This window comes from Bordetella pertussis 18323 (assembly GCF_000306945.1).
Taxonomy (GTDB): domain Bacteria; phylum Pseudomonadota; class Gammaproteobacteria; order Burkholderiales; family Burkholderiaceae_B; genus Bordetella; species Bordetella pertussis.
In genome coordinates this window covers 3,498,238-3,521,980 of record NC_018518.1, presented here as the reverse complement: position 1 = coordinate 3,521,980, position 23,743 = coordinate 3,498,238, and the positions used below count along the sequence as shown (strand labels likewise).

Here is a 23,743-nt window from a genome sequence, read left to right as displayed (position 1 = left end):
GGAGAAAAGCATGTCCAGGATCCTCCAGAAGATCTATGCAACGACCGCGCACCTGGGGCTGGCCGCCGCGCTGGGCCTGTCGTGCACCGCCTCCACGGCCGCGCCCGCGAATCCCCAGGGCCGCGCCGTCCAGCTTGTGATCCCGTTCGCCCCGGGCGGCGTCACCGACCTCATCGCGCGCCTGATCCAGCCGCGCCTGTCGGAGGCGCTGGGCCAGACCGTGGTCATCAGCAATCGCCCCGGCGCCGGCGGTGTCGTGGCAACCAGCTACGTGGCCAAGTCCGAGCCGGATGGCCATACGCTGTTCCTGTCGTGGGACTCGCATACGATCAATTCGATCGCGATGAAGGACCTGCCATACGACATCTTCCGCGACTTTGCCCCGGTGACCCTGATGGTGCGCATGCCGCTCATCATGGGCGCGTGGGGCGGCCTGCCGGTCGACAACCTGCAAGGCCTGCTGGAACTGGCCAGGCGCAACCCCGGCAAGTACAACTTCGCCTCGATCGGCGTGGGCAGCTCGAACCGCCTGCACGCCGAGTTGCTGAACGCCACCGCAGGGGTCGATATCGTCCACGTCCCGTACGCCGGCGGCGGCCCGGCCACCACCGCGATCCGCAGCGGAGAGGTGGCCTACGGCTTCTTTTCCTATGGCGCCCTGCGCAACTTCATCCAGGAAGGGCGTATCAAGCCGCTGGCCGTGACAGGCGCCAAGCGCCTGCCCGAATTGCCGGACGTACCCACGCTGCAGGAATCGAGGTTCCCGGGCTTCGAGGCCTATTCCTGGGTCGGCATCTACGTGCCGGCGGCAACGCCGGCCGCCGAGATCAAGCGGCTGAACCAGGCCTTCGTGGCCGTGCTGCGGGATCCGGAGATCGAGCAGAAACTGCGCAAGCTCAGTGTCGAAGTGGTGGCAAGCAGCCCGCAGGCGCTACGCGATTTCGAGCGCGGCGACTACGAGAAATGGCTGGCGTTCACGCGCCAGCGCAACATGAGTTTCGACTGAAGTCCGGACGGCGCCTGTCCCCGCAGGAAAACCGGTGCCTGTCCGCGCGGGGACAGGCACCCGGGCCGGCGCTCAGCCGGACACGGCGCACCGCGCGGCGCCACTGGCAAGCAGCGCATCGATATCGCCCTGGCCGATGCCGGCTTCGCGCAATACCTCGAGCGTGTGCTCGCCCAGCCGCGGCGCGTGGCGGCGATACCCGCCGGGCGTGCCCGACCATTCGACCGGCGGCGCGGTCGTGCGTATCGTGCCTTCGGTGGGATGCGGGTGTTCCTGGAAATAATCAATGGCGTTCAGATGCGGATCGTCCAGGATGTCCTGCAGATCGTTCATCTTCTGCACCGGAATATCGGCCGCCTCGAACGCCGCTATCCAATCCTGCGTATCGCGCTGCGCGAACTCCGACGCGAGCAGGCCGTTGATCTCGGAATATTGCTGGCTGCGGCTCGCGGCGGTCGCGTAGCGCGGATCGGCGGCCAGTTCCGGCCGTCCGATCAGCCGGCAGAACCCCTGCCATTGCTTGTCGTTGTAGATGAGCACGCAGATGTGGCCGTCTCGGGTCGCGAACGGCCGGCGATCCGCCGTGAGGATGCGGTTGTACCCCAGCCCGTCGACCGGCGGCTCGAAACCGGCGCCGCCCAGGTGCTCGCCCATGACCAGCGCGAGCATGGCCTCGAACATCGGCACATCGATGCGCTGCCCCTGGCCGGTGCGCTCGCGGCAGAACAGGCCCGCGCACACGGCATTGACGATCTGCAGGCCCACGGTGCGGTCGGCCAGATTGATCGGCGCGTAGTGGGGCCACTGCGAGCCCTGGCGCTGGAACAGATGCGGCAGGCCCACCGCGCCCTGGATCAAGTCTTCGTAGGCGGGCTTGGCGGCATAGGGCCCGCGCTGGCTGTAGCCGAACGCGCCCACGTAAAGCAGGCGGGGGTTGTGCCGCGCCACCTCGTCGTACGACAGCCCGATGCGCGCCATGGCGCGCGGCCGGATGTTGTAGATCAGCGCGTCGGCCCCGGCCAGCAGCGCGAACAGGGCCTTGCGCGCCTCGGCGTGCTTGAGGTCGAGCACCACCGAGCGCTTGTTGCGGTTGACGTTCATGAACATATGGCCCATGCCGGGATGGCGATAGGGCCATATCTGGCGCGACACGTCGCCGTGCGGCGCCTCGATCTTGATGACGTCGGCGCCCATGTCGCCGAGCATCTGGGTCGCGAACGGCCCCATCAGCACCGTCGTCAGGTCGACGATTCTCACGCCATCGAGCGGCCCTTTCATGGCAGGCCCAGCAGCGCGGCCAAGGTGTCGGGCTGCAACTGGCCGCCGTGATAATAGCGGCCGTCCACCTCCAGCACCGGCGAGGACCGGATGCCAAGGTCCTCCAGCTTCTCGGCGGCCTCTTCATCCATCATCAGGTCGACCGACCTGAACGGCACCTGCTTTTCCTGCAGGAATTTCTTGAGCCGTTCGCATGGCGCGCAAAACGGCGTGGCGTAGACAACGATGTCGTGGGCCATGTTCATACCTTGCCTTCCTGTTTGAGTTTCTTGTAGAGCTCTTTCTTGCGCAGCCAGTCCTGTTCGGTTTCACCGCTCTTCCACGGCTGCTCGGGCGTGAAGACCAGGTCCTTCCAGGCCTCGCCGGCCGACCAGCGCATGGGCGATTGCACGGTGGTACGCGGCAGGAAAGCGCGTTCGAGCAGCTGGAAGCCGTATTCGAGGATCTCGCGCTGCTGCGCGGCGTTGCCGGGCTCGCCGCACGGATTGCCCAGCGGGAAATCGGTATGCACGACACGCGCGACGCCGACATGCTCGACGATATCGCGCGCCGCGGCCAGGATGACGGTCGGAATGCCGTTGGCCTCGAGATGGCGACTGACCAGGCTGATGGTCTGGTGGCAGACCGGGCAGACCGGCACCAGGATGGCCACGTCCGCGCCATCCTCCTTGCAGCGCTCCAGCACGAGCGGCGCGTCGCGCTCGCGCGTGCGGCGCTGGCTGTAGGCGTTAAACACGCCATGGAACCGTTGCGTCACCCCGCCGATGCGCCCGGCCTGCGCGGCCGCATGCAGGTGCGTGGTGGGGAAGAAGGCGTCCACGTCCTCCAGGGTGGTGGCGGCCTGGTCGAAACTGCGCGACGGGCTGTAGAGCTGGCTGGCCGGCAGGCTGGACGGGATGGTGTACGTGCCCCCGACGATGCCCATGCGGGTTTCGTCCTCGGGGTGCGTGTCTCCGACGATGGAGATCTCGCTGGTCGAAATCAGCGTGACACGGCATTCGGACAGCGGCTTGCCCAGCGGGGTGAACGGCACGTCGTCGTACTGCGCCCACTGATATGGTTTTTCGTATCCCTGGGGCAGGTAGTAATCGCGGGTCTTGTCGATATAGCGAACGGGCGTTCCCATGCATGGCTCCTGGCAGTGAGCAGCCATGTTCACGATTGCCGCCGGACGGTGTCAAGACAGCGCCCGGCTACCTGTGAAGATTCAATAGGTTGTATGCATGGTTCATCCGAACCGGATTTGAGAAACTGGAAATCGCCAACCCCCCAGTTCACTCAAGGAGCCCGGCCGGATGAACACCCATAAGCATGCCCGATTGACCTTCCTACGTCGACTCGAAATGGTCCAGCAATTGATCGCCCATCAAGTTTGTGTGCCTGAAGCGGCCCGCGCCTATGGGGTCACCGCGCCGACTGTGCGCAAATGGCTGGGCCGCTTCCTGGCTCAGGGCCAGGCGGGCTTGGCCGATGCGTCCTCGCGCCCGACGGTCTCGCCCCGAGCGATTGCGCCGGCCAAGGCGCTGGCTATCGTGGAGCTGCGCCGCAAGCGGCTGACCCAAGCGCGCATCGCCTAGGCGCTGGGCGTGTCAGCCAGCACCGTCAGCCGCGTCCTGGCCCGCGCCGGTCTGTCGCACCTGGCCGACCTGGAGCCGGCCGAGCCGGTGGTGCGCTACGAGCATCAGGCCCCCGGCGATCTGCTGCACATCGACATCAAGAAGCTGGGACGTATCCAGCGCCCTGGCCACCGGGTCACGGGCAACCGACGCGATACCGTTGAGGGGGCCGGCTGGGACTTCGTCTTCGTGGCCATCGATGACCACGCCCGCGTGGCCTTCACCGACATCCACCCCGACGAGCGCTTCCCCAGCGCCGTCCAGTTCCTCAAGGACGCAGTGGCCTACTACCAGCGCCTGGGCGTGACCATCCAGCGCTTGCTCACCGACAATGGCTCGGCCTTTCGCAGCCGCGCCTTCGCCGCGCTGTGCCATGAGCTGGGCATCAAGCACCGCTTTACCCGACCTTACCGCCCACAGACCAATGGCAAGGCCGAACGCTTCATCCAGTCGGCCTTGCGTGAGTGGGCTTACGCTCACACCTACCAGAACTCCCAACACCGAGCCGATGCCATGAAATCCTGGCTACACCACTACAACTGGCATCGACCCCACCAAGGCATCGGGCGCGCTGTACCCATCTCCAGACTCAACCTGGACGAATACAACCTATTGACAGTTCACAGCTAGGCGGCCACGACCGCGCGGTCATGCGAAATGCAGGCCGGCGCCAGGCCGTGCGGCACGCGCAGTTCGGGCTGGCGGCGCGCCAGCCAGGTCAGCGCCGGGCGCGACCAGGCCGGGATGCGCAGGCGAAACGGCGGCGAACTGAGCACCAGGCCGGCCAGCGGCGCCCATTGCCGCTGCGCCAACCGCACCGCCACCAGCGCGCCCAGGCTGTGGCCAAGCAGGATGGGCGGGCGTCCGCAGTCGCGGCTCCAGTCCAGCAGCCGCTGCGTGGCGTCGCGCACCAGGTCGTCGGGTCGGGCCAGGCCGGCCGGGGGGGCCGCCCGAGCGGCCGTGGCCGCGGTGATCGTGCGCGCCCACCCGCCAGCCGCGCGCGGCCAGCCAGCCGGCCAGGCGCTCGTAGCGGCCGGCGTGCTCGCTCAGCCCATGCAGCAGGTATATGCTGGGCGTGCCCGGGCCGGGCAGCGGCGCGGCCACGCCCGGGGCCGCCGGCCAGGCGTAATTGGCCAGGCTGACGCCGTCCGCGGCGGGAGTAAATGAAATCGGCGACAATTTCAGGCCTCTGCAGGTCGATAGCGAACCCATACCCATGATTTCAACGCTGTTTCGTTTCATGCTCAAGAAACGCGTGCGGATCCTGTGGCAGGCCGGCTGCGCCGCGCTGCTGCTGGCCGCCTGTTCGCCCAGTTACAACTGGCGCGAGATCGACGTGGCCGATGGCCGCGTGCGCGCGGCGTTCCCCGGCCGGGTGCAGACCGACACCCGCGACCTGGCCCTGGCCGAGGTGCCGCTGCGGTTTTCGCTGACCTCCGCGCGGGTCGAGCAGGCGGTATTCGCCATCGGCCATGCGCCGCTGCCGCCCGAGGTGGCGGCCGATCCGGCGCGCCGGCGCGCGCTGGGCGAGGCGCTGGCGCGCTCGCTGTACGCCAACCTGGGAGTCCAGCCGCCCGACCCGCTGCCCGCGCCGGGCGCCGACATCGAGATCCATGCCCCGCCGGGCGAGCGCGACGACTGGCTGCTGGCGCGGGTGTGGGCGACCGACGACATGCTGATCGAGGCCGTGGCCGCCGGCACCCGCCAGACCTTGCCCGCCGAGCGGGCGCGCGAATTCATCGATGCGGTGGAGCTGCGGCGGTGAGCGCCGGCAGCAGCCCGCATTGCACGGCGTGGGCCACCGCGGCGCGCCGGTTGGCCACACCCAGCTTGGCGCAGGCATTGGCCAGGTGGAAATCGACCGTGCGCGCGGCGATGCCCAGGATGCGGGCGGTTTCCCAGCTGGTCTTGCCCAGCGCCGACCAGTGCAGGCAGTCCAGCTCGCGCGGGGTGAGGGTGGTGCGTTGCGGCATGGCGGACCCCGTCCTTGCCCATGAGGGGCGGCCGGCCATCATGCGGCGCGCCGCGCCGGCATGCCAAGTCTCGATTCGTGGCGGCATCAAGCCGTTTATCCATATCTGAATAGGCCCAGCCTCGTTCATGCTTGCCGTCGTACAGTTCTACTGGTCTGCCGTCGTGCTGCTGCTGCCCCTGCTGGCATGCGCGGGAATCGGCGCCTATTGGGCCAAGCGCGATTACCCCTTCGGCGGCACGTTCATCACCATGCTGGTCACCACGGTGACCACCCCGGCGCTGGTGTTCCACACTTTCGTCACCACGCAACTGGACGACCGCGCGCTGCTGGCCATCGCCGGCGCCTCGCTGCTGGCGCTGCTGGCCTGCGCGCTGGCGTGCGCCGGCCTGCTGCGGCTGTTCGGCCTGCCGGTGCGCACGCTGCTGCCCACCGCCTTCGTGCCCAACGCCGGCAATCTCGGCCTGCCGGTTTCGCAACTGGCGTTCGGCGACGCCGGGCTGTCGGCGGCGGTGGCGTTCTTCGCGGTCAACTCCTTCGTGACGCACACGATCGCCGTGCGCATGCTGCCCGGCGCCAACACGCCCGGCAGCTGGAAGAGCCCGGTCCTGCTGGCCTCGGTGGCCGCGGTGACCCTGCGCGCGCTGGACATTCCGGTGCCGGACTGGCTGGTCGCGACCAGCCGCATGCTGGGGGCGGTGACGGTGCCGCTGATGCTGCTGAGCCTGGGCCACGCGCTGGCGCTGATTCCCGCCAATGGCATGCGCGCCGGCGCGGTGGTGGCCGCGCTGCGGCGCTCGCCGGGCAGGCGCACGCCATCGTCGTGGAGCATGGCCTCGATGAGGGTTTCCACGCGTTCGAGGTAGGTGTCGGTGCCGGCCAGCGCGGCCGGGTCGATGGCCAGGAAGGCCTGGCCCAGTCGCGCCGGCTCGCCGTCGTCGTCGAACAGCGATTCGGTCTCGAAGCCGAACCGCGCGCCGGAGAGGCTGCACACCAGCAGTTCGACGATCAGCGCCAGCATGGTTCCCTTGGCGCCCGCGGCGGGCAGTATGGTGCCGGCCAGGCCGGCGCGCGGGTCGGTGGTGGGCCGGCCTTCGGCATCCAGCGCCCAGCCTTCCGGAATGGACTCGCCGTCGCGCGCGGCGATCATCAGCTGGCCGCGCGTGGCCTCGCCCGGGGCCAGGTTGATCTCCAGCGGCGCGGCGGCGCGGGAAGGCCGCCGCGACCGGGTTGGTGCCCAGCAGCGCCCGCCGGCCGCCCCAGGCCGGCATGGCCGCCGGGGAGTTGCCGAAGGCCAGGCCCACCAGGCCGGCCGCGGCGACGGTCTCCAGGTGGTAGGCGGCGGCGCCGAAATGATGGCTGTTGGCCACCGCCACGAATGCCACGCCGTGCTGGCGCGCCCGTTCGATGGCCAGCGCGGCCGCCAGCGCGCAGGCCGGATAGGCCAGGCCCGAACCCGCGTCGACCAGCGCCGTGCCGCCGTGCTCGCGCGCCAGCCTGGGCCGGGCGGCGCCCTTGGCGCGCCCCACGCGCAGGTGGGCGGCGTAGCCGGGCACGCGCGCCACGCCTTGCGGCACCAGGCCCTGGCTGTCGGCGTGCACCAGGGCGCGCGCCGTGCTCTCGGCCATGTCGGGGTTGGCGCCCGCCGCCGCCAGCGCGGCGGCGGCCAGGTGCTGCAGTTCGTCCAGGTAGATATGGGCCATCGGAAGGTCCCGGAAACGCGCCGCGTCGCGGCAGGCATCGCAGATATCGATGCTGCCACGAACATCGGATTCCGGCCAGTGCTAGAATTGCGCACATTGTTCGGCGCCGATTTGCCTGATCCGCTTGCGGGCGCCTCTTATAAATCCAGCTAAAGAGGTCTGAATGACCAATCCTGTCCTGAATCCGGCGTTGCCTGCCATGGCCGCCGCCCCTGTCGCCGCCACGCCTTCGGCCGTGGGTTCCGCCGGCATCGTTGCTCCTGTATTCCTGCGTTTCGACGAACCGCTGCCGCTGGCCAGCGGCCAGACCCTCAATGGCTACGAACTGGCCATCGAGACCTACGGCACGCTCAATGCGCAGCGCACCAACGCGGTTCTGGTCTGCCACGCGCTCAATGCCTCGCACCATGTGGCCGGCGTGTCCGCCGACAACCCCAAGGATGTCGGCTGGTGGGACAACATGGTGGGGCCCGGCAAGCCGGTAGACACCAATCGTTACTTCGTCATCGGCGTCAACAACCTGGGCTCGTGCTTCGGCTCGACCGGGCCGGCCAGCATCAATCCGGCCACCGGCCGCCCCTGGGGCGCCGCGTTCCCGGTCCTGACCGTGGAAGACTGGGTGCGCGCCCAGGCGCGCGTGGCGGATCATTTCGGCATCGAGCGCTTCGCCGCGGTCATGGGCGGTTCGCTGGGCGGCATGCAGGCCCTGAGCTGGGCCATCACCTGCCCGCAGCGGGTGGCCAATTGCGTGGTCGTCGCCAGCACGCCGCGCCTGTCGGCGCAGAACATCGGTTTCAACGAGGTGGCGCGGCGCGCCATCATCACCGACCCCGATTTCCATGGCGGCGACTACTACGCGCACGGCACGGTGCCGGGGCGCGGCCTGTCGGTGGCCCGCATGATCGGCCATATCACCTACCTGTCCGACGACGACATGGCCGAGAAATTCGGCCGCACGCGCCGCGAGCCGGCCGCCGACGGCGCCTATCGCTATGGCTACGATGTCGAATTCGAGGTCGAGTCCTACCTGCGCTACCAGGGCGAGAAATTCTCGCGCTATTTCGACGCCAATACCTATTTGCTGATCACCCGCGCGCTGGATTATTTCGACCCGGCGCGCGCCACCGGTGGCGACCTGGCGCGCGCGCTGGCGCCGGCCACGGCCGATTTCCTGCTGGTTTCGTTCTCGACCGACTGGCGTTTTCCGCCCGAGCGTTCGCGCGAAATGGTGCGCGCGCTGCTCAAGAACGGCAGCCCGGTCACCTATGCCGAGATCGACGCACCGCACGGCCACGACGCCTTCCTGCTGGATGACGCGCGCTATCACGCGGTAGTGCGCGGCTACTACGAACGGATTGCGCGCGAACTGGGCCTGAACGGCGCCGTCGCGCCGGAGGGAAATTCCGCATGAGCCCCGTTTCGGCCCGTTTCGAACCCGCCGCCCTGCGGCCCGACCTGGCGCGCATCGCCGGCTGGATCGAGCCCGGCTCGCGCGTGCTGGACCTGGGGTGCGGCGACGGCGCGCTGCTGGCGTACCTGCGCGACCATCGCCAGGTGCGCGGCGCCGGCGTCGAGATCGACGACAACTACGTGATCGCCTGCGTGCAGCGCGGCGTCGAGGTCATCCAGCAGAACCTGGAAGATGGCCTGGCGCTGTTCGACGACCAGCAGTTCGACACCGTGGTGCTGTCGCAGACCCTGCAGTCCATGCACCGTACCGAGCACATCCTGCGCGAAATGGCGCGGGTGGCGCGCCATGGCGTGGTGTCGTTTCCCAACTTCGGCTACTGGCCGCATGGCTGGTCGATCCTGCGCGGCCGCATGCCCGTGACCGGCCAGATGCCGTACCAGTGGTACAACACGCCCAACATCCACCTCTGCACGCTGCGCGATTTCGAGGATCTGGCCGGCACCCTGGGCCTGCGCATCCTGCAGCGCGCCACGTTCAACGAGGGCAGGGAAGTCCGCGTATTCCCCAGTTGGCGCAGTACATTGGCGCTGTATCGTTTCGCTGCGTCCTGACATCCGCAAGCCGGCGCGGATTGCTACTATCCGCTAGCTGTGAAGATTCAATAGGTTGTATGCATGGTTCATCCGAACCGGATTTGAGAAACTGGAAATCGCCGATCCCCCAGTTCACTCAAGGAGCCCGGCCGGATGAACACCCATAAGCATGCCCGATTGACCTTCCTACGTCGACTCGAAATGGTCCAGCAATTGATCGCCCATCAAGTTTGTGTGTCTGAAGCGGCCCGCGCCTATGGGGTCACCGCGCCGACTGTGCGCAAATGGCTGGGCCGCTTCCTGGCTCAGGGCCAGGCGGGCTTGGCCGATGCGTCCTCGCGCCCGACGGTCTCGCCCCGAGCGATTGCGCCGGCCAAGGCGCTGGCTATCGTGGAGCTGCGCCGCAAGCGGCTGACCCAAGCGCGCATCGCCCAGGCGCTGGGCGTGTCAGCCAGCACCGTCAGCCGCGTCCTGGCCCGCGCCGGTCTGTCGCACCTGGCCGACCTGGAGCCGGCCGAGCCGGTGGTGCGCTACGAGCATCAGGCCCCCGGCGATCTGCTGCACATCGACATCAAGAAGCTGGGACGTATCCAGCGCCCTGGCCACCGGGTCACGGGCAACCGACGCGATACCGTTGAGGGGGCCGGCTGGGACTTCGTCTTCGTGGCCATCGATGACCACGCCCGCGTGGCCTTCACCGACATCCACCCCGACGAGCGCTTCCCCAGCGCCGTCCAGTTCCTCAAGGACGCAGTGGCCTACTACCAGCGCCTGGGCGTGACCATCCAGCGCTTGCTCACCGACAATGGCTCGGCCTTTCGCAGCCGCGCCTTCGCCGCGCTGTGCCATGAGCTGGGCATCAAGCACCGCTTTACCCGACCTTACCGCCCACAGACCAATGGCAAGGCCGAACGCTTCATCCAGTCGGCCTTGCGTGAGTGGGCTTACGCTCACACCTACCAGAACTCCCAACACCGAGCCGATGCCATGAAATCCTGGCTACACCACTACAACTGGCATCGACCCCACCAAGGCATCGGGCGCGCTGTACCCATCTCCAGACTCAACCTGGACGAATACAACCTATTGACAGTTCACAGCTAGCAGGACCGGCGCGCCTACCGGTCGTTCCACGGGAGATCCGCCATTACCGCCGCGACCGAAACCACCAAGGTCTATACCAACCGCCGCGTGGCGCCGCTGCTGGTGCTGGGCTTTGCCAGCGGCCTGCCGCTGGCGCTGAGCAGCGGCACGCTGCAGGCCTGGGCCACGGTCGAGAACGTCTCGTTGCAGAGCATAGGCTTCCTGACGCTGGCCGGCACCGCCTATACGCTGAAATTCCTCTGGGCCCCGCTCATCGACCGCTACGTGCCGCCGTTCCTGGGGCGCCGCCGCGGCTGGATGCTGCTGACCCAGGTGCTGCTGGCCGCCGCCATCATGGTGATGGGCATGCTGTCGCCGGGCTCGGCCCTGCTGCCGCTGGCCCTGGTGGCGGTGCTGGTGGCCTTCCTGTCGGCGTCGCAGGACATCGCCTTCGACGCCTACAGCACCGATGTGCTGCGCCAGGAAGAGCGCGGCGCCGGGGCCGCGATGCGGGTCATGGGCTACCGGCTGGCCATGATCGTCTCCGGCGGCCTGGCGCTCATCGTGGCCGATCGCTGGCTGGGCTGGGGCAACACCTATGTGCTGATGGGCGGCCTGATGCTGGCGTGCGCGCTGGGCACGCTATGGGCGCCCGAGCCCGAGCGGCCGGCCAACCCGCCGCGCGATCTCGGCGCGGCGGTGGTCGAACCCTTTCGCGAGTTCTTCAGCCGCCGCGGCGCCATCGACATGCTGCTGCTGATCGTCCTGTACAAGCTGGGCGACGCCTTCGCCGGCGCGCTGTCCACCACCTTCCTGCTGCGCGGCGCCGGGTTCAGCGCCACCGAGGTCGGCACCGTCAACAAGGTGCTGGGCCTGGCCGCCACCATCGTCGGCGCGCTGGCCGGCGGCTCCATCATGACGCGCTGGGGCCTGTACCGCTCGCTGATGGCGTTCGGCCTGCTGCAGGCCGTCTCCAACCTGGGCTACTGGCTGATCGCCGTCAGCCCCAAGAACCTCTACCTGATGGGGCTGGCGGTCGGCGTCGAGAACCTGTGCGGCGGCCTGGGCACGGCCTCCTTCGTGGCGCTGCTGATGGCGATGTGCCGCCAGCAGTTCTCGGCCACGCAGTTCGCGCTGCTGTCGGCGCTGGCCGCGGTGGGCCGCACCTACCTGGCCGGGCCGCTGACGCCGGTGCTGGTCGAGTGGCTCGACTGGCCGGGCTTTTTCATCGTCACCGTCCTCATCGCGCTGCCCGGGTTATGGCTGCTGCGGCTGCGGCGCAACGTTATCGACGAACTGGACGCCCAAACCGCGCGCTGAGCGTGGCGATGGTGCTAAGGTTACGGCCAGCGCTACCCGCGCAAGCCGCCCGCAGTGGCGGTATTGATAACAATTCGGGCAACTCACGTCCGAAAAAGAGGAGACTGGAAAATGAAGCGACTGATCCCAGCCGTCGCGCTGGCAGGCATGTTCGTGGGTACCGCCCACGCCGAAACCAGTGTCACGCTGTACGGAATCGCCGACGTCAGCGTCCGCTACCTGAGCACCGGCAACGACAACGGCAACAGCCGCGTGTCGATGGAAAACGGCGCCATCTCCAACAGCCGCTGGGGCCTGCGCGGCGTGGAAGACCTGGGCGATGGCATGAAGGCCTTCTTCCGCCTGGAAAGCGGGTTCAATGTCCAGAACGGCGAGCGCTCCGATCCCGACAGCTTCTTCAACCGCCACGCCTACGTCGGCCTGGACGGCGGCGAGATCGGCGCGATCTCGCTGGGCCGCCAGGACACGCCCCTGTTCACGATCCTGGCCGATTCGTACGACCCGCTGACCGTCGGCAACTATGCGCAGAACTCGTGGCTGCCGGTGGCGATGTCGCGCGCGCGCAGCTCCAACTCGGTGCGCTATCGCAACGACAAGCTGGCCGGTTTCGACATGATCCTGTCGTATGCGTTCAGCGACAGCTTCGAGGACCACAAGCTGGGCGAACAGTATGGCGGCACGCTGTCCTATACGACCGGCCCGTTCTCGATCGGCGGCGGCTACATGCTGACGCACTCGGCCAGCAACTCCGACTACCAGCAGCGGGTCTGGAACCTCAACGCCTCGTACAAGTTCGAGACCGCCAAGGTGTTCATCGGGTACTTCAATGGCCGCGATGAGACCGGTTTCGTCAATGCCGTGATGGGCAATACCAGCCTGCCGGACAGCGGCCTGGAGCGCAAGGACAACGGCTATTTCGCCGGCGTCACCTGGCAGGCCACGCCGCGCTGGGCGTTGACGGGCGCCGCGTACTACGACACCAGCAAGAACCTGGTCGAGGAAGGCGACAAGGGCAAGCGCTACGCGCTGGTCGGGGTGGCCGAGTACGCGCTCTCCAAGCGCACGCAGGTTTACGGCACCATCGACTACAACAAGGTCAAGGACGCTGCCACCGGCGAAATCCAGGGCGACGACAAGCAGATCGGCGCCGCGGTGGGAATCCGCCACATCTTCTGATGCGGCGGCGGGGCGCCCGCAAGAGCTCCCCGCTCACCAGCCCCGGCGGCCGGAACTTCAGCCGCCGCGGCGATACCAGCCCAGCCCGGCCAGCGCCAGCGCGTCGATCGAGTCGGTCATCGCGACGCCCAGCTCCGCGCGCAACGCGTGCGGCAGCGCCAGCGGCAACTCCGTACACCCCAGCACGATGGCGTCCACGCCCATGGCGCGCAGGCTGTCGATGCACGCCAGCGCCGGCGGCAGTGCCTGCGGCAGCAGGTTCTGCTTGACCAGGCGTATCGATTGCGCGCACAGGCCATCTATCAGGTCGACGGGCGGCACGACCGGTTCGTAGCCTTGCGCCAGCATTTCATGCTGGTACAGGCCCAGCCGCAGCGTCGTGGCGGTGGCCAGCAGGCCGACGCGGCCCGCATGGATGCCCTGGCGCCGCAGGTCGTCCAGCACCGCCTCCACGATATGCAGGACGGGCACGCTCGCCGATTGCGCCAGTTGCGGATACCAGACGTGAGCGGTATTGCAGGGGATGGCGATCGCGGTGGCGCCGGCCTGCTCCAGCCGCCGTATGCCGTGGCGCATCCACGGCAGCGGATCGGCGCCCTGTCCGGATTGCCCAGCGGGCCGGTCCGGCACGCGCGGGTCGTTCCACAGGATGGCCGGTACATGCTGCTGGTCGCAGGCGGCTTCGGTCAGCGCCACCAGCCGTTGCATGAAACTGGCGCCGGCCATCGGCCCCATGCCGCCCAGCACGCCCAGGAAGCGGCCCTCGAATTGCTTGTCGTCGTCGCTAGGCATGGCGGTCAGTGGGAAATGATCTTGGACAGGAAATGCCGCGCCCGCGGGGAGCGTTGATCCATGTTCTGGAAGAAGTCGTCGTTGCGGCAGTCTTCGACGATACTGCCGGCGTCCATGAAGATGACGCGATCGGCGACCTTGCGGGCAAAGCCCATCTCGTGCGTCACCACCATCATGGTCATGCCCTCGCGCGCCAGGTCGATCATCACGTCGAGCACTTCGTTGACCATTTCCGGGTCCAGGGCCGAGGTGGGTTCGTCGAACAGCATGGCGATGGGCTGCATGGCCAGCGCGCGGGCGATGGCGACCCGCTGCTGCTGCCCGCCGGACAACTGGCCGGGATACTTGTGCTGGTGCGCCTGCAGGCCGACCCGCTCCAGCAGGGCGATGGCGTGCGCGCCCACCGAAACGCCGTCGACGATGATTTCGCCCTTCTGGAAGGCCTCCAGCCCGTTGACGGTCTTGATGAGCGTGGACTTGCCCGAGCCCGACGGGCCGCAGACGACCACGACTTCGCCGCTGGCCACGCTGGTCACGCAGTCATTGAGCACCTGCGTCGCGCCATACCACTTGCTGACATTCTTGATTTCTATCATGTGACGTCCTGTTCTTCGCCGCGCTTACGCGGCCATGGTGTTGCGTTGCTGCAGGTAGTGCACGAATCGCGATGCCGCGAAGCTCATGACGAAGTACACCGCCGCGACGAAGAGATACATTTCCACCAGCCGGTTGTCGCGCTGGGCGACGTTGATGCCCGCTCCCAGGAAGTCGGTCAGCGACAGCACGTAGACCAGCGAGGTGTCCTGGAACAGGACGATGGTCTGGGTGAGCAGGACCGGCGCCATGTTGCGCAGCGCCTGGGGCAGGACCACATAAGCCATCGTCTGCCAGTAATTGAGCCCGATGGCGTAGGCGGCCGAGGTCTGGCCGCGCGGAATGGACTGGATACCGGCGCGCATGATTTCGCAGAAGTAGGCGGCCTCGAACAGGGTGAAGGTGATCAGCGCCGAGGTGAAGCCGCCCACCTGCAGCGGCCTGCCGGCGCCGGTCAGCCAGCCGCCTATGTAGGGCACCAGGAAGTAGAACCAGAAGATGACCAGGATCAGCGGCAAGGCGCGTAGCCCGTTCACGTACGCGGCGGCGACCGCGCTCAGCGGCTTGATGCCCGACAGGCGGCACATCGCCAGCAGGGTTCCCAGCGCCAGCCCCATGGCCGTGGACAGGAACGTCAGCTTGAGCGTGAACACCATGCCGTCGCGGAACAGGTATCCCAGGGAGCGTCCTATGACGTCGAAGTCGAATTCGTTCATGTCGGAGCCAGTTTGGTGGTGGCGGAGACGGGGCCGATGAAGCCCGGCACGGCCAGCCGCGTTTCAATGTATCGCATTGCGCGCAGCACGATCAGGTTGAGCAGGAAGTAGCAAAGCGTCGCGCCGGCGAAGGCTTCGAAGACCTGGAAGCTGAATTCCTGCATCGAGCGGGCCGCGCCGACCAGTTCGAGCAGGCCGATGGTGAATGCCACCGAGGTGTTCTTGATGAGGTTGAGCAGTTCCGAGGTCAGCGGCGGGAGGATGATGCGAAACGAGGTCGGCAGCAGCACGTACCGGTACACCTGGCTGGGCCGCATGCCCAGCGCGGTGGCCGCCATGCGCTGCCTGGCCGGACGCGACTCGATGCCGGCGCGCACCTGTTCGGCCACCCGCGACGAGGTGTAGAAGCCCAGGCACAGGACCGCCGGGATGAAGATGCCCCATGGCGGCGGGATGCTCTTGATCGCGTCGCCAAGCTGCACCGGCAGGATTTCGGGCACGACGAAGTACCAGAGGAACATCTGCACCAGCAGCGGAATGTTGCGGAAGAACTCGACGTACGTGGCGCCCAGGATGCGCGCCCATTTCGACTGCGTGGTGCGGGCCACGCCCACCACGATGCCGATGCCCAGCGCCAGGATCCAGGCCAGCGCCGCGGTGCCGAGCGTCCACGCCATGCCGGTCAGCAGCGTGCCCAGGTAGATGCCGCCGGTCGGCGACATCTCAAGAAAAATATGCCAATTCCAGTTGTAGTTCATGGTTGTATCCAGGCTGCGCAGGCGGGACGGCACGGCGGACGCGGCGAGCGCGGGGCGCGGGGCTGGCCCCGGCCCGCGCTCAACGATAGGTGGCAGGGTCCGCCGAATCGGTCGGATTCGCGATGACGCGCTGCAGCGCCGCGCTCATCGGCAGGTGCAGGTTGACGTTGCGCGGCGGAATCGGCGATTCGAACCATTTCTTGTACAGCTTGGCCAGGCTGCCATCGCGCATCATGCCGGTCACGGTGTCGTCGACCACCTTCTTGAATGCGGGATCATCCTTGGGCAGGATCAGCGCGTAGGGCTCCACCGTGTAGGTGTCCTCGCTGATCATCCACTCGTCCGGCTTGCGCTCGGTCGCGACCAGCCCTGCCAGCAGCACATCGTCCATGAAGAACGCGGCGGCCCGGCCGTTGGCGACCGTCAGCATGGCGGCGGGGTGGTCCTTGGTGGGGATGATGCGCATGTCCAGGCTATCTTTTTCGTTGGCCTGCGTCAGCCAGCGGATATTGCTGGTGCCGGCCGTGGAGACCACGGTCTTGCCCTTCATGTCATCCAGCTTCTTGAGGTTGGACGATTTCTTGGCCGCGAAGCGCGTCGCGGTCACGAAGGTGGTCGGCGCGAACGCGACCTGCTGCTGGCGCTCCACGGTATTGGTGGCGGAGCCGCAGACCAGGTCCACGGTGCCGTTGGCCACCAGCGGGATGCGCGTCGACGAGGTCACCGGCACCAGGTTGACCTTGATCTGCGCCATGCCCAGCTTGGCCTTGATGGCCTCGACCGCCTTCTCGCAGATTTCCATCGAGTAGCCGATCGGTTTCTGCTTGTCGTCCAGGTACGAAAACGGGATGGAGGCGTCGCGATGCCCGATGGTGATGGTGCCCGAGGACTTGATCTTGTCGAGCCGGCCCTCGGCATGGGCGGGCGCGCTTGCCGCGACGCCGACGAGCGCGGCAAAAAATACCGTACTTATCTTCATTCTCTTGTCTCCTGTGGGGCGCCTGCGGCTCTGCCGGCCGCGATCAGGAGATGGCGCCCCTGTGTTGAATGCTCGGCTGTCCGGACGGACAGCCTAGTTGTGAACTGTCAATAGGTTGTATTCGTCCAGGTTGAGTCTGGAGATGGGTACAGCGCGCCCGATGCCTTGGTGGGGTCGATGCCAGTTGTAGTGGTGTAGCCAGGATTTCATGGCATCGGCTCGGTGTTGGGAGTTCTGGTAGGTGTGAGCGTAAGCCCACTCACGCAAGGCCGACTGGATGAAGCGTTCGGCCTTGCCATTGGTCTGTGGGCGGTAAGGTCGGGTAAAGCGGTGCTTGATGCCCAGCTCATGGCACAGCGCGGCGAAGGCGCGGCTGCGAAAGGCCGAGCCATTGTCGGTGAGCAAGCGCTGGATGGTCACGCCCAGGCGCTGGTAGTAGGCCACTGCGTCCTTGAGGAACTGGACGGCGCTGGGGAAGCGCTCGTCGGGGTGGATGTCGGTGAAGGCCACGCGGGCGTGGTCATCGATGGCCACGAAGACGAAGTCCCAGCCGGCCCCCTCAACGGTATCGCGTCGGTTGCCCGTGACCCGGTGGCCAGGGCGCTGGATACGTCCCAGCTTCTTGATGTCGATGTGCAGCAGATCGCCGGGGGCCTGATGCTCGTAGCGCACCACCGGCTCGGCCGGCTCCAGGTCGGCCAGGTGCGACAGACCGGCGCGGGCCAGGACGCGGCTGACGGTGCTGGCTGACACGCCCAGCGCCTGGGCGATGCGCGCTTGGGTCAGCCGCTTGCGGCGCAGCTCCACGATAGCCAGCGCCTTGGCCGGCGCAATCGCTCGGGGCGAGACCGTCGGGCGCGAGGACGCATCGGCCAAGCCCGCCTGGCCCTGAGCCAGGAAGCGGCCCAGCCATTTGCGCACAGTCGGCGCGGTGACCCCATAGGCGCGGGCCGCTTCAGGCACACAAACTTGATGGGCGATCAATTGCTGGACCATTTCGAGTCGACGTAGGAAGGTCAATCGGGCATGCTTATGGGTGTTCATCCGGCCGGGCTCCTTGAGTGAACTGGGGGGTTGGCGATTTCCAGTTTCTCAAATCCGGTTCGGATGAACCATGCATACAACCTATTGAATCTTCACAGCTAGGCGTTGAGCGCCTTCCAGATGCCGAGCGTGGCTTCGGCGTGGTTGAGCGTGTAGAAATGCACGCCGGGCGCGCCGTTTTCCAGCAGGGTCTGGCACAGCTCGGACACGACATCCAGGCCGAAGGCGCGGATCGAGGCCTTGTCGTCCCCGTACTCGGCCAGGCGCAGGCGGATCCAGCGCGGGATTTCGGCCCCGCACATCTCCGAGAAACGCACCAGCTGGGTGTGGTTGGTGATGGGCATGATGCCCGGCACGATGGGTATGGCCACACCCTTGGCCTGCGCGCGTTCGACGAAATCGAAATACGCGTCGGGGTTGAAGAAGTACTGCGTGATGGCCGCGTCGGCGCCAGCCTGCACCTTGTTGACGAAATGCGCCAGATCGGCCGACGGACTTTCGGCTTGCGGATGCATCTCGGGGTAGGCGGCCACCTCGATATGGAACCAGTCGCCGGTTTCCTGGCGGATGAAGGCCACCAGATCGCTGGCGTAGCGCAGTTCGCCCGCGTCGCCGCCCATGCCCGAAGGCAGGTCGCCCCGCAGCGCGACAAGCCGGCGCACGCCCTGCTCGCGGTAGGCCGCCAGGATGTCGCGCAGCTGGTCGCGCGTGGCGCCGATGCAGGACAGGTGCGGCGCCGCGTCGCAGCCGAGATTGCGCAGCGTGCGCACGGTGTCGGCCGTACCGGCGCGCGTGGAACCGCCCGCGCCGAAGGTGACGCTGACGTAGCGCGGCTGGATCGCCAGCATCTGCTTGGCCGCGCGCACCAGGCGCTCCTGGGCGGCGATGTCGCGCGGCGGGAAAAACTCCAGGCTGAAAGCGGGAGCAGTGGATTGGGTCATCAGGGGATCAGTTTGGTCAGCAGGCCGGCGATGATGCTGTACAGGATCGCTCCCGCCACGGCCCACCAGAACCCGTTGACCTGGAAGCCGCGCAGCACGGAGCCGGCGAACCAGAACAACAGGGCGTTGAGAATGATCAGAAACAGGCCGAGCGTGACTATGGTGATAGGCAGCGTCAGCAGGACCAGCACCGGCTTGACCAGCATGTTCAGCAAGCCGAGCACCAGCGCCGCCACCAGCGCGGAGCCGAAGCTGGCCACCGTGATGCCGTGCAGCAGATAGGCCACCGCCAGCAGCGCGACTGCATTGAGGATCCAGACCAGAATCAGAGCCATGTTCGATCTCCTTGGTATGAGGCGGGCAGCGCCACGATGGCGCGGCCCCGCCCCTATTGTGCTACATCCATCAATAGCGATAGTGGTCCGGCTTGAAGGGCCCTTCGACCGGCACGCCGATGTAGTCGGCCTGCTGTTTGCTCAGCGTCGACAGCTTGACGCCCAGTTTCTTCAGATGCAGGCGCGCCACCTTCTCGTCCAGGTGCTTGGGCAGCACGTAGACCTGGCCCGTGGTGTAGGCCTCGTTGCGCGTGAACAGCTCGATCTGCGCGATGGTCTGGTTGGCGAACGACGAGGACATCACGAAGGACGGGTGGCCGGTGGCGCAGCCCAGGTTCACCAGGCGGCCCTTGGCCAGCAGGATGATGCGCTTGCCGTCGGGGAAGATCACGTGATCGACCTGCGGCTTGATCTCTTCCCACTGGCAGTTTTCCAGCCCGGCGACGTCGATCTCGTTGTCGAAGTGGCCGATGTTGCACACGATGGCCTGGTCCTTCATGGCTTCCATGTGCTGGCGCGTGATGACGTGGTAGTTGCCGGTGGCGGTCACGAAGATATCGGCGTGCGCAGCGGCCTCTTCCATGGTGACGACCTTGAAGCCTTCCATCGCGGCCTGCAGGGCGCAGATCGGATCGATCTCGGTCACCCACACTTGCGCGCGCAGCGCGACCAGCGCCTGGGCGCAGCCCTTGCCCACGTCGCCATAGCCGGCCACCACCGCGATCTTGCCGGCCACCATCACGTCGGTGGCGCGCTTGATGCCGTCGACCAGCGACTCGCGGCAACCGTACAGGTTGTCGAACTTCGACTTGGTGACCGAGTCATTGACGTTGATGGCGGCAAAGGCCAGCTCGCCCTTTTGCGACATCTGGTACAGGCGGTGCACGCCGGTGGTGGTTTCCTCGGTCACGCCCTTGATCTGGGCCAGGCGGGTCGAGTACCACTTGGGATCGCGCCCCAGGGTTTCCTTGATGGCCGCGAACAGCACGCGCTCTTCCTCGCTGCCGGGCTTGGCCAGCACCGAGATGTCCTGCTCGGCGCGCGCGCCCAGGTGCAGCAGCAGGGTGGCATCGCCGCCGTCGTCCAGGATCATGTTGGCATGGCGGCCTTCGGGCCATTCGAAGATCTTGTGGGTGTACTGCCAGTACTCCTCGAGGGTTTCGCCCTTGATGGCGAACACCGGCGTGCCGGTGGCGGCAATGGCCGCAGCGGCGTGGTCCTGGGTCGAGAAGATGTTGCACGAGGCCCAGCGCACTTCGGCGCCCAGCGCCACCAGCGTTTCGATCAGCACGCCGGTCTGGATCGTCATGTGCAGGCTGCCGGCGATGCGCGCGCCCTTGAGCGGCTGGCTGGCGGCGTACTCGTCGCGAATCGCCATCAGGCCGGGCATCTCGGTCTCGGCAATGGCCAGCTCGCGGCGGCCCCAGCCGGCCAGCGCCATATCGGCGACGATATAGTCGGCAACGGATTTATCGGTTACAGCATTCATGGTGTGGCTCCACGTGAAAGTCGAACGGCGCGCAATGAAGCCGGACAACGCGTAGCACCATGATCCGCACGGCGCGTACTCGCCTTTCCCGCTTCATGCGACAAAGGTGAGCGCCGTTGCTGCGGCGCCGCGCGATGTGCGGCGCGTGAACAAGGATTTCCTGAGCCTGGCGACCGGCATGCCGTGGACACGGCCCGGGTCGTCGCAGCGCTCCTCAGGGATAGGCGGCATTGTACCGGCTCGCCGTGGCCCCGCAAACGGTGACGCATGCAAGGCGCGTCATATGCGCTGGGCGGCCGGCGGCAAGGCCAGCGGCGCCTCGACCAGCGGCGTGAACGCCGCCAGCAGGTCGCGCGCCACCGCGTCCCAGGTACGCGTCAGCGCATGCGCCCGCACCTCGTCGCGATCCAGCGCCAGCGCGGCGCGGCAGGCCTGCGCCAGGTCGTCGTCGAGAAAGCCGGTGGCGCCCTGCTGCACCACGGCCAGCGGCGCTTCGCTGCGAAAGGCCGCCACCGGCGTGCCGCAAGCCATGGCCTCCAGCATCACCAGGCCGAACGTGTCGGTCAGGCTGGGAAAGACGAACACATCGGCGGCGTTGTAGTAGGCCGCCAGGCGGTCATCGGCCTGCGGGCCGGCGAAATGCGCGGCCGGAAACTTCCTGCGCAGGCGGGCTTCGTCGGGGCCGCCGCCCACGATCACCTTGCTGCCCGGCAGCGCCAGCGACAGGAAGGCATCCAGGTTCTTCTCGCGCGCCACGCGGCCCACGCAGAGAAACAGCGGGCGCGGCAGCTCGGGCAGGAAATCGCGCGGCCCGGGCGCGAAACGGCGCGCATCGACGCCGCGCGACCATACCTGCAGATTGCCCAGGCCGCGCCGCGCCACGATGTCGCGCACGGTGGGCGTGGGTACCAGGACCCGCTGCGACGGCCGGTGGAACCAGCGCAGGTAGCGCCACGGCAGGCCCGCCGGAATGCCCATGCGCGCCTGCAGGTAGTCGGGAAACATCGTGTGGAACGAAGTGGTGAAGCGCCAGCCGCGGCGCAGCGCCATGCGGCGCGCGGCCAGGCCCAGCGGCCCTTCCGTGGCGATGTGCAGCGCATCGGGCACGACATCGCCCAGCACGCGGCGCAACTGGCGCCCCGGCTGCAGGCACAGGCGCAGGTCCGGCTCGGACGGCGCCGGCACGGTACGGCTGCCCTGCGGGCTGACCACGATCAACTCGTGCCCCCAATCCTGCAGCAGGCCTTGCATGGTGGTCCAGGTACGGACCACGCCGTTGACTTGCGGATGCCAGGCATCCGTGACGAGGACGATGCGCATGGTGCGGGACGGCAGGTGGACAATGCCGCGATTTAGCCCGCGCGATGTGACATGGCCAAGACAGGCCGCCGTGCGCCCCTCAGTAGTTGTTGCGGCGCGGATACCCCTGGGCCTGGATGCGTACCCAGACCTCGCGCTTTTCCTCTTCGCTCATGAACACCCAGTTGGCGACTTCCATCGCCGTGCGGCCGCAGCCGCGGCAGATATCGTCGAACAGGGTGGAGCAGACCGCCACGCAGGGCGAGTCGGTAGCGGTGAAGACCCGCGCCGGCCGGTCGGGCGTCTCATCGGACTCGACCCGTGGCGCGACGGGAAAAGAAGCATCAGTCATGGGCAACAGCTTAGCATCGGGACCCCGTCCCGGTTCCGATATCCCTGCCGCCGGCGCGGCCAAGCAAAACGCCCCGCCAGGCGGGGCGTTTCGCGACACGGGAGAACGGCTCAGGCGCCTTGCTTGAGCGCGGCGGCCTTGTCGGTGGCTTCCCAGGAGAACTCCGGCTCCGAGCGGCCGAAGTGCCCGTAGGCAGCGGTCTTGGTGTAGATGGGGCGCAGCAGGTCCAGCATGTTGACGATGCCCTTGGGGCGCAGGTCGAAGTGCTCGCGCACCAGCTTGGCGATCTGCTCGTCGGGAATCACGCCGGTGCCTTCGGTGTACACCGTGATGTTGATCGGCTCGGCCACGCCGATGGCGTAGCTGACCTGCACCTGGCACTGGCGCGCCAGGCCCGCGGCCACCACGTTCTTGGCCACGTAGCGGGCGGCGTAGGCGGCCGAGCGGTCGACCTTGGACGGATCCTTGCCCGAGAACGCGCCGCCGCCGTGCGGGCACGCGCCGCCGTAGGTGTCGACGATGATCTTGCGGCCGGTCAGGCCGCAATCGCCCTGCGGGCCGCCGATGACGAAGCGGCCGGTCGGGTTGACCAGGAACTTGGTCTTGGGCGTGATCAGGCCCTCGGGAAAGCTGGGCTTGATGATGTCCTCGATCACCGCCTCGCGGATCGAGGCCTGCGAAATCTCGGGCGAGTGCTGGGTGGACAGGACCACGGTGTCGACCTCGGCCGGGCGGCCGTCGACGTAGCGGAACGTCACCTGCGACTTGGCGTCGGGACGCAGCCAGGGCAGGCGGCCGTCCTTGCGCAATTCGCTCTGGCGCTGCACCAGGCGGTGCGCATACCAGATCGGCGCCGGCATCAGGTCGGGGGTCTCGTCGCATGCATAGCCGAACATCAGGCCCTGGTCGCCGGCGCCCTGGTTCAGATAGTCTTCCGAACTGCGGTCCACGCCCTGGGCGATGTCGGGCGACTGCTTGTCGTAGGCGACCAGCACCGCGCAACCCTTGTAGTCGATGCCATACTCGGTGTTGTCATAGCCGATGTGGCGGATCGTGTCGCGGGCGACCTGGATGTAGTCGACGTTGGCGGTGGTGGTGATCTCGCCGGCCAGCACCACCAGGCCGGTGTTGCACAGCGTTTCGGCGGCTACGCGGGCGTTGGGGTCCTGCGTAAAGATGGCGTCGAGGATCGCGTCCGAAATCTGGTCGGCGACCTTGTCGGGGTGCCCTTCGGAGACGGATTCGGAGGTAAACAGAAAATCGTTATTGGCCACAGATACTTCCTC

24 protein-coding genes, 4 pseudogenes and 2 riboswitches are annotated in these 23,743 nt (G+C 67.3%); of the genes and pseudogenes, 9 read left to right on the top strand and 19 right to left on the bottom strand.

Annotation, left to right across the window (positions count from 1 at the left end; genetic code table 11):
* Positions 1-10 precede the first annotated feature (10 nt).
* Entirely contained in the window at positions 11-1,006 is a 996-nt protein-coding gene (locus BN118_RS16640) for a tripartite tricarboxylate transporter substrate binding protein (RefSeq protein WP_014486045.1), read from the top strand.
* Between the two features lie 72 nt (positions 1,007-1,078).
* Here the strand turns inward: BN118_RS16640 and BN118_RS16635 are convergent, their stop codons facing one another.
* The 4 genes from BN118_RS16635 to BN118_RS21110 are packed head-to-tail and all read right to left on the bottom strand — an operon-like array spanning position 1,079 to position 3,562.
* The gene (locus tag BN118_RS16635) at positions 1,079-2,284 is read right to left on the bottom strand and encodes a CaiB/BaiF CoA transferase family protein (protein WP_003815840.1); all 1,206 of its coding nucleotides are present in this window, start codon (positions 2,282-2,284) and stop codon (positions 1,079-1,081) included.
* Positions 2,281-2,529: a glutaredoxin family protein gene (locus BN118_RS16630; protein ID WP_003815842.1), complete on the bottom strand. Its 249-nt coding sequence runs from the start codon at positions 2,527-2,529 to the stop codon at positions 2,281-2,283. The genes BN118_RS16635 and BN118_RS16630 overlap by 4 nt, the downstream gene beginning before the upstream one ends.
* Positions 2,526-3,443, bottom strand: a complete 918-nt coding sequence (locus BN118_RS16625) for a reductase (RefSeq protein WP_014906038.1) — start codon at positions 3,441-3,443, stop codon at positions 2,526-2,528. Before BN118_RS16625 ends, BN118_RS16630 begins: the two co-directional genes overlap by 4 nt.
* A complete protein-coding gene (locus BN118_RS21110) occupies positions 3,440-3,562 on the bottom strand; it encodes a hypothetical protein (protein ID WP_257792198.1) in 123 nt (40 codons plus the stop codon). Before BN118_RS21110 ends, BN118_RS16625 begins: the two co-directional genes overlap by 4 nt.
* Before the next feature lie 17 nt (positions 3,563-3,579).
* On the opposite strand from BN118_RS21110, the pseudogene BN118_RS16620 reads away from it, so the two are divergent.
* A pseudogene (locus tag BN118_RS16620) lies at positions 3,580-4,530 on the top strand (IS481-like element IS481 family transposase).
* Here the strand turns inward: BN118_RS16620 and BN118_RS16615 are convergent.
* Positions 4,530-5,004, bottom strand: a pseudogene (locus BN118_RS16615) (alpha/beta fold hydrolase); the annotation flags it as partial. The pseudogenes BN118_RS16620 and BN118_RS16615 sit on opposite strands and share 1 nt — an antisense overlap.
* A gap of 112 nt (positions 5,005-5,116) precedes the next feature.
* Here BN118_RS16615 and BN118_RS16610 point away from each other — a divergent pair.
* Entirely contained in the window at positions 5,117-5,665 is a 549-nt protein-coding gene (locus BN118_RS16610) for a hypothetical protein (protein WP_010929589.1), read from the top strand.
* On the opposite strand, the gene BN118_RS16605 is transcribed toward BN118_RS16610, so the two are convergent.
* Positions 5,637-5,873, bottom strand: a complete 237-nt coding sequence (locus BN118_RS16605; RefSeq protein WP_014906037.1) for a helix-turn-helix domain-containing protein — start codon at positions 5,871-5,873, stop codon at positions 5,637-5,639. The genes BN118_RS16610 and BN118_RS16605 overlap by 29 nt on opposite strands.
* Before the next feature lie 127 nt (positions 5,874-6,000).
* On the opposite strand from BN118_RS16605, the pseudogene BN118_RS16600 reads away from it, so the two are divergent.
* A pseudogene (locus tag BN118_RS16600) lies at positions 6,001-6,678 on the top strand (AEC family transporter); the annotation flags it as partial.
* Here BN118_RS16600 and BN118_RS19705 read toward each other — a convergent pair.
* Positions 6,657-7,575 (bottom strand): annotated as a pseudogene (locus BN118_RS19705) (Ldh family oxidoreductase); the annotation flags it as partial. The pseudogenes BN118_RS16600 and BN118_RS19705 overlap by 22 nt on opposite strands.
* Before the next feature lie 93 nt (positions 7,576-7,668).
* Positions 7,669-7,749: riboswitch (SAM riboswitch) on the top strand.
* Between BN118_RS19705 and metX the strand changes: the two are divergent.
* The 5 genes from metX to BN118_RS16570 all read left to right on the top strand — a co-directional run bounded on the left by metX (position 7,739) and on the right by BN118_RS16570 (position 13,158).
* Positions 7,739-8,986 (top strand): homoserine O-succinyltransferase MetX, encoded by a 1,248-nt coding sequence (gene metX / locus BN118_RS16590; protein ID WP_010929590.1) that lies wholly within the window; start codon positions 7,739-7,741, stop codon positions 8,984-8,986. (Overlaps the previous riboswitch by 11 nt.)
* Positions 8,983-9,597, top strand: a complete 615-nt coding sequence (gene metW / locus BN118_RS16585) for a methionine biosynthesis protein MetW (protein WP_003817748.1) — start codon at positions 8,983-8,985, stop codon at positions 9,595-9,597. Before metX ends, metW begins: the two co-directional genes overlap by 4 nt.
* 135 nt (positions 9,598-9,732) lie before the next feature.
* Complete coding sequence (locus BN118_RS16580) at positions 9,733-10,683, top strand: IS481-like element IS481 family transposase (protein ID WP_010930048.1); 951 nt, start codon at positions 9,733-9,735, stop codon at positions 10,681-10,683.
* 42 nt (positions 10,684-10,725) lie between these two features.
* On the top strand, positions 10,726-11,982 hold the full coding sequence (locus BN118_RS16575) for a muropeptide transporter (RefSeq protein ID WP_029443813.1): 1,257 nt from the start codon (positions 10,726-10,728) through the stop codon (positions 11,980-11,982).
* Positions 11,983-12,093: 111 nt separating this feature from the next.
* Positions 12,094-13,158 carry a porin gene (locus BN118_RS16570; RefSeq protein ID WP_014906036.1) on the top strand — a complete coding sequence of 355 codons (1,065 nt, stop codon included), beginning with the start codon at positions 12,094-12,096 and terminating at the stop codon, positions 13,156-13,158.
* 57 nt (positions 13,159-13,215) lie between these two features.
* Here the strand turns inward: BN118_RS16570 and cuyB are convergent, their stop codons facing one another.
* The 12 genes from cuyB to metK all read right to left on the bottom strand — a co-directional run bounded on the left by cuyB (position 13,216) and on the right by metK (position 23,731).
* Positions 13,216-13,950 carry a cysteate racemase gene (gene cuyB, locus BN118_RS16565; protein ID WP_010929592.1) on the bottom strand — a complete coding sequence of 245 codons (735 nt, stop codon included), beginning with the start codon at positions 13,948-13,950 and terminating at the stop codon, positions 13,216-13,218.
* A gap of 5 nt (positions 13,951-13,955) precedes the next feature.
* Positions 13,956-14,546 (bottom strand): amino acid ABC transporter ATP-binding protein, encoded by a 591-nt coding sequence (locus BN118_RS16560; protein ID WP_019247224.1) that lies wholly within the window; start codon positions 14,544-14,546, stop codon positions 13,956-13,958.
* 24 nt (positions 14,547-14,570) lie between these two features.
* On the bottom strand, positions 14,571-15,260 hold the full coding sequence (locus tag BN118_RS16555) for an amino acid ABC transporter permease (protein ID WP_003817737.1): 690 nt from the start codon (positions 15,258-15,260) through the stop codon (positions 14,571-14,573).
* Entirely contained in the window at positions 15,257-16,018 is a 762-nt protein-coding gene (locus BN118_RS16550) for an amino acid ABC transporter permease (protein ID WP_023852650.1), read from the bottom strand. Before BN118_RS16550 ends, BN118_RS16555 begins: the two co-directional genes overlap by 4 nt.
* Before the next feature lie 79 nt (positions 16,019-16,097).
* Positions 16,098-16,997 (bottom strand): amino acid ABC transporter substrate-binding protein, encoded by a 900-nt coding sequence (locus BN118_RS16545; protein WP_010929594.1) that lies wholly within the window; start codon positions 16,995-16,997, stop codon positions 16,098-16,100.
* Positions 16,998-17,090: 93 nt separating this feature from the next.
* The gene (locus tag BN118_RS16540; RefSeq protein ID WP_005012808.1) at positions 17,091-18,041 is read right to left on the bottom strand and encodes an IS481-like element IS481 family transposase; all 951 of its coding nucleotides are present in this window, start codon (positions 18,039-18,041) and stop codon (positions 17,091-17,093) included.
* A gap of 98 nt (positions 18,042-18,139) precedes the next feature.
* Positions 18,140-18,982, bottom strand: coding sequence for a methylenetetrahydrofolate reductase [NAD(P)H] (metF, locus tag BN118_RS16535; protein WP_003807199.1), 843 nt, complete (start codon positions 18,980-18,982; stop codon positions 18,140-18,142).
* Positions 18,982-19,317 (bottom strand): phage holin family protein, encoded by a 336-nt coding sequence (locus tag BN118_RS16530; RefSeq protein ID WP_010931277.1) that lies wholly within the window; start codon positions 19,315-19,317, stop codon positions 18,982-18,984. Before BN118_RS16530 ends, metF begins: the two co-directional genes overlap by 1 nt.
* 70 nt (positions 19,318-19,387) lie before the next feature.
* A complete protein-coding gene (gene ahcY / locus BN118_RS16525; RefSeq protein ID WP_010931278.1) occupies positions 19,388-20,806 on the bottom strand; it encodes an adenosylhomocysteinase in 1,419 nt (472 codons plus the stop codon).
* Positions 20,807-20,907: 101 nt separating this feature from the next.
* A riboswitch (S-adenosyl-L-homocysteine riboswitch) is annotated at positions 20,908-21,028 on the bottom strand.
* Between the two features lie 57 nt (positions 21,029-21,085).
* On the bottom strand, positions 21,086-22,126 hold the full coding sequence (locus BN118_RS16520) for a glycosyltransferase family 4 protein (protein ID WP_003807194.1): 1,041 nt from the start codon (positions 22,124-22,126) through the stop codon (positions 21,086-21,088).
* Positions 22,127-22,205: 79 nt separating this feature from the next.
* A complete protein-coding gene (locus tag BN118_RS16515) occupies positions 22,206-22,457 on the bottom strand; it encodes a DUF1289 domain-containing protein (RefSeq protein WP_003818441.1) in 252 nt (83 codons plus the stop codon).
* Between the two features lie 110 nt (positions 22,458-22,567).
* Positions 22,568-23,731, bottom strand: a complete 1,164-nt coding sequence (metK, locus tag BN118_RS16510) for a methionine adenosyltransferase (protein ID WP_010925730.1) — start codon at positions 23,729-23,731, stop codon at positions 22,568-22,570.
* Between the last annotated feature and the right edge of the window lie 12 nt (positions 23,732-23,743).

What these genes read in the sequence shown, in the direction of transcription:
- BN118_RS16640 (WP_014486045.1), top strand. Translation starts at nt 11, where the DNA reads ATGTCCAGGATCCTCCAGAAGATCTATGCAACGACCGCGCACCTGGGG.
- BN118_RS16635 (WP_003815840.1), bottom strand. Translation starts at nt 2,284, where the DNA reads ATGAAAGGGCCGCTCGATGGCGTGAGAATCGTCGACCTGACGACGGTG.
- BN118_RS16630 (WP_003815842.1), bottom strand. Translation starts at nt 2,529, where the DNA reads ATGAACATGGCCCACGACATCGTTGTCTACGCCACGCCGTTTTGCGCG.
- BN118_RS16610 (WP_010929589.1), top strand. Translation starts at nt 5,117, where the DNA reads ATGATTTCAACGCTGTTTCGTTTCATGCTCAAGAAACGCGTGCGGATC.
- BN118_RS16605 (WP_014906037.1), bottom strand. Translation starts at nt 5,873, where the DNA reads ATGCCGCAACGCACCACCCTCACCCCGCGCGAGCTGGACTGCCTGCAC.
- metX (WP_010929590.1), top strand. Translation starts at nt 7,739, where the DNA reads ATGACCAATCCTGTCCTGAATCCGGCGTTGCCTGCCATGGCCGCCGCC.
- metW (WP_003817748.1), top strand. Translation starts at nt 8,983, where the DNA reads ATGAGCCCCGTTTCGGCCCGTTTCGAACCCGCCGCCCTGCGGCCCGAC.
- BN118_RS16580 (WP_010930048.1), top strand. Translation starts at nt 9,733, where the DNA reads ATGAACACCCATAAGCATGCCCGATTGACCTTCCTACGTCGACTCGAA.
- BN118_RS16570 (WP_014906036.1), top strand. Translation starts at nt 12,094, where the DNA reads ATGAAGCGACTGATCCCAGCCGTCGCGCTGGCAGGCATGTTCGTGGGT.
- cuyB (WP_010929592.1), bottom strand. Translation starts at nt 13,950, where the DNA reads ATGCCTAGCGACGACGACAAGCAATTCGAGGGCCGCTTCCTGGGCGTG.
- BN118_RS16560 (WP_019247224.1), bottom strand. Translation starts at nt 14,546, where the DNA reads ATGATAGAAATCAAGAATGTCAGCAAGTGGTATGGCGCGACGCAGGTG.
- BN118_RS16555 (WP_003817737.1), bottom strand. Translation starts at nt 15,260, where the DNA reads ATGAACGAATTCGACTTCGACGTCATAGGACGCTCCCTGGGATACCTG.
- BN118_RS16550 (WP_023852650.1), bottom strand. Translation starts at nt 16,018, where the DNA reads ATGAACTACAACTGGAATTGGCATATTTTTCTTGAGATGTCGCCGACC.
- BN118_RS16545 (WP_010929594.1), bottom strand. Translation starts at nt 16,997, where the DNA reads ATGAAGATAAGTACGGTATTTTTTGCCGCGCTCGTCGGCGTCGCGGCA.
- BN118_RS16540 (WP_005012808.1), bottom strand. Translation starts at nt 18,041, where the DNA reads ATGAACACCCATAAGCATGCCCGATTGACCTTCCTACGTCGACTCGAA.
- metF (WP_003807199.1), bottom strand. Translation starts at nt 18,982, where the DNA reads ATGACCCAATCCACTGCTCCCGCTTTCAGCCTGGAGTTTTTCCCGCCG.
- BN118_RS16530 (WP_010931277.1), bottom strand. Translation starts at nt 19,317, where the DNA reads ATGGCTCTGATTCTGGTCTGGATCCTCAATGCAGTCGCGCTGCTGGCG.
- ahcY (WP_010931278.1), bottom strand. Translation starts at nt 20,806, where the DNA reads ATGAATGCTGTAACCGATAAATCCGTTGCCGACTATATCGTCGCCGAT.
- BN118_RS16520 (WP_003807194.1), bottom strand. Translation starts at nt 22,126, where the DNA reads ATGCGCATCGTCCTCGTCACGGATGCCTGGCATCCGCAAGTCAACGGC.
- BN118_RS16515 (WP_003818441.1), bottom strand. Translation starts at nt 22,457, where the DNA reads ATGACTGATGCTTCTTTTCCCGTCGCGCCACGGGTCGAGTCCGATGAG.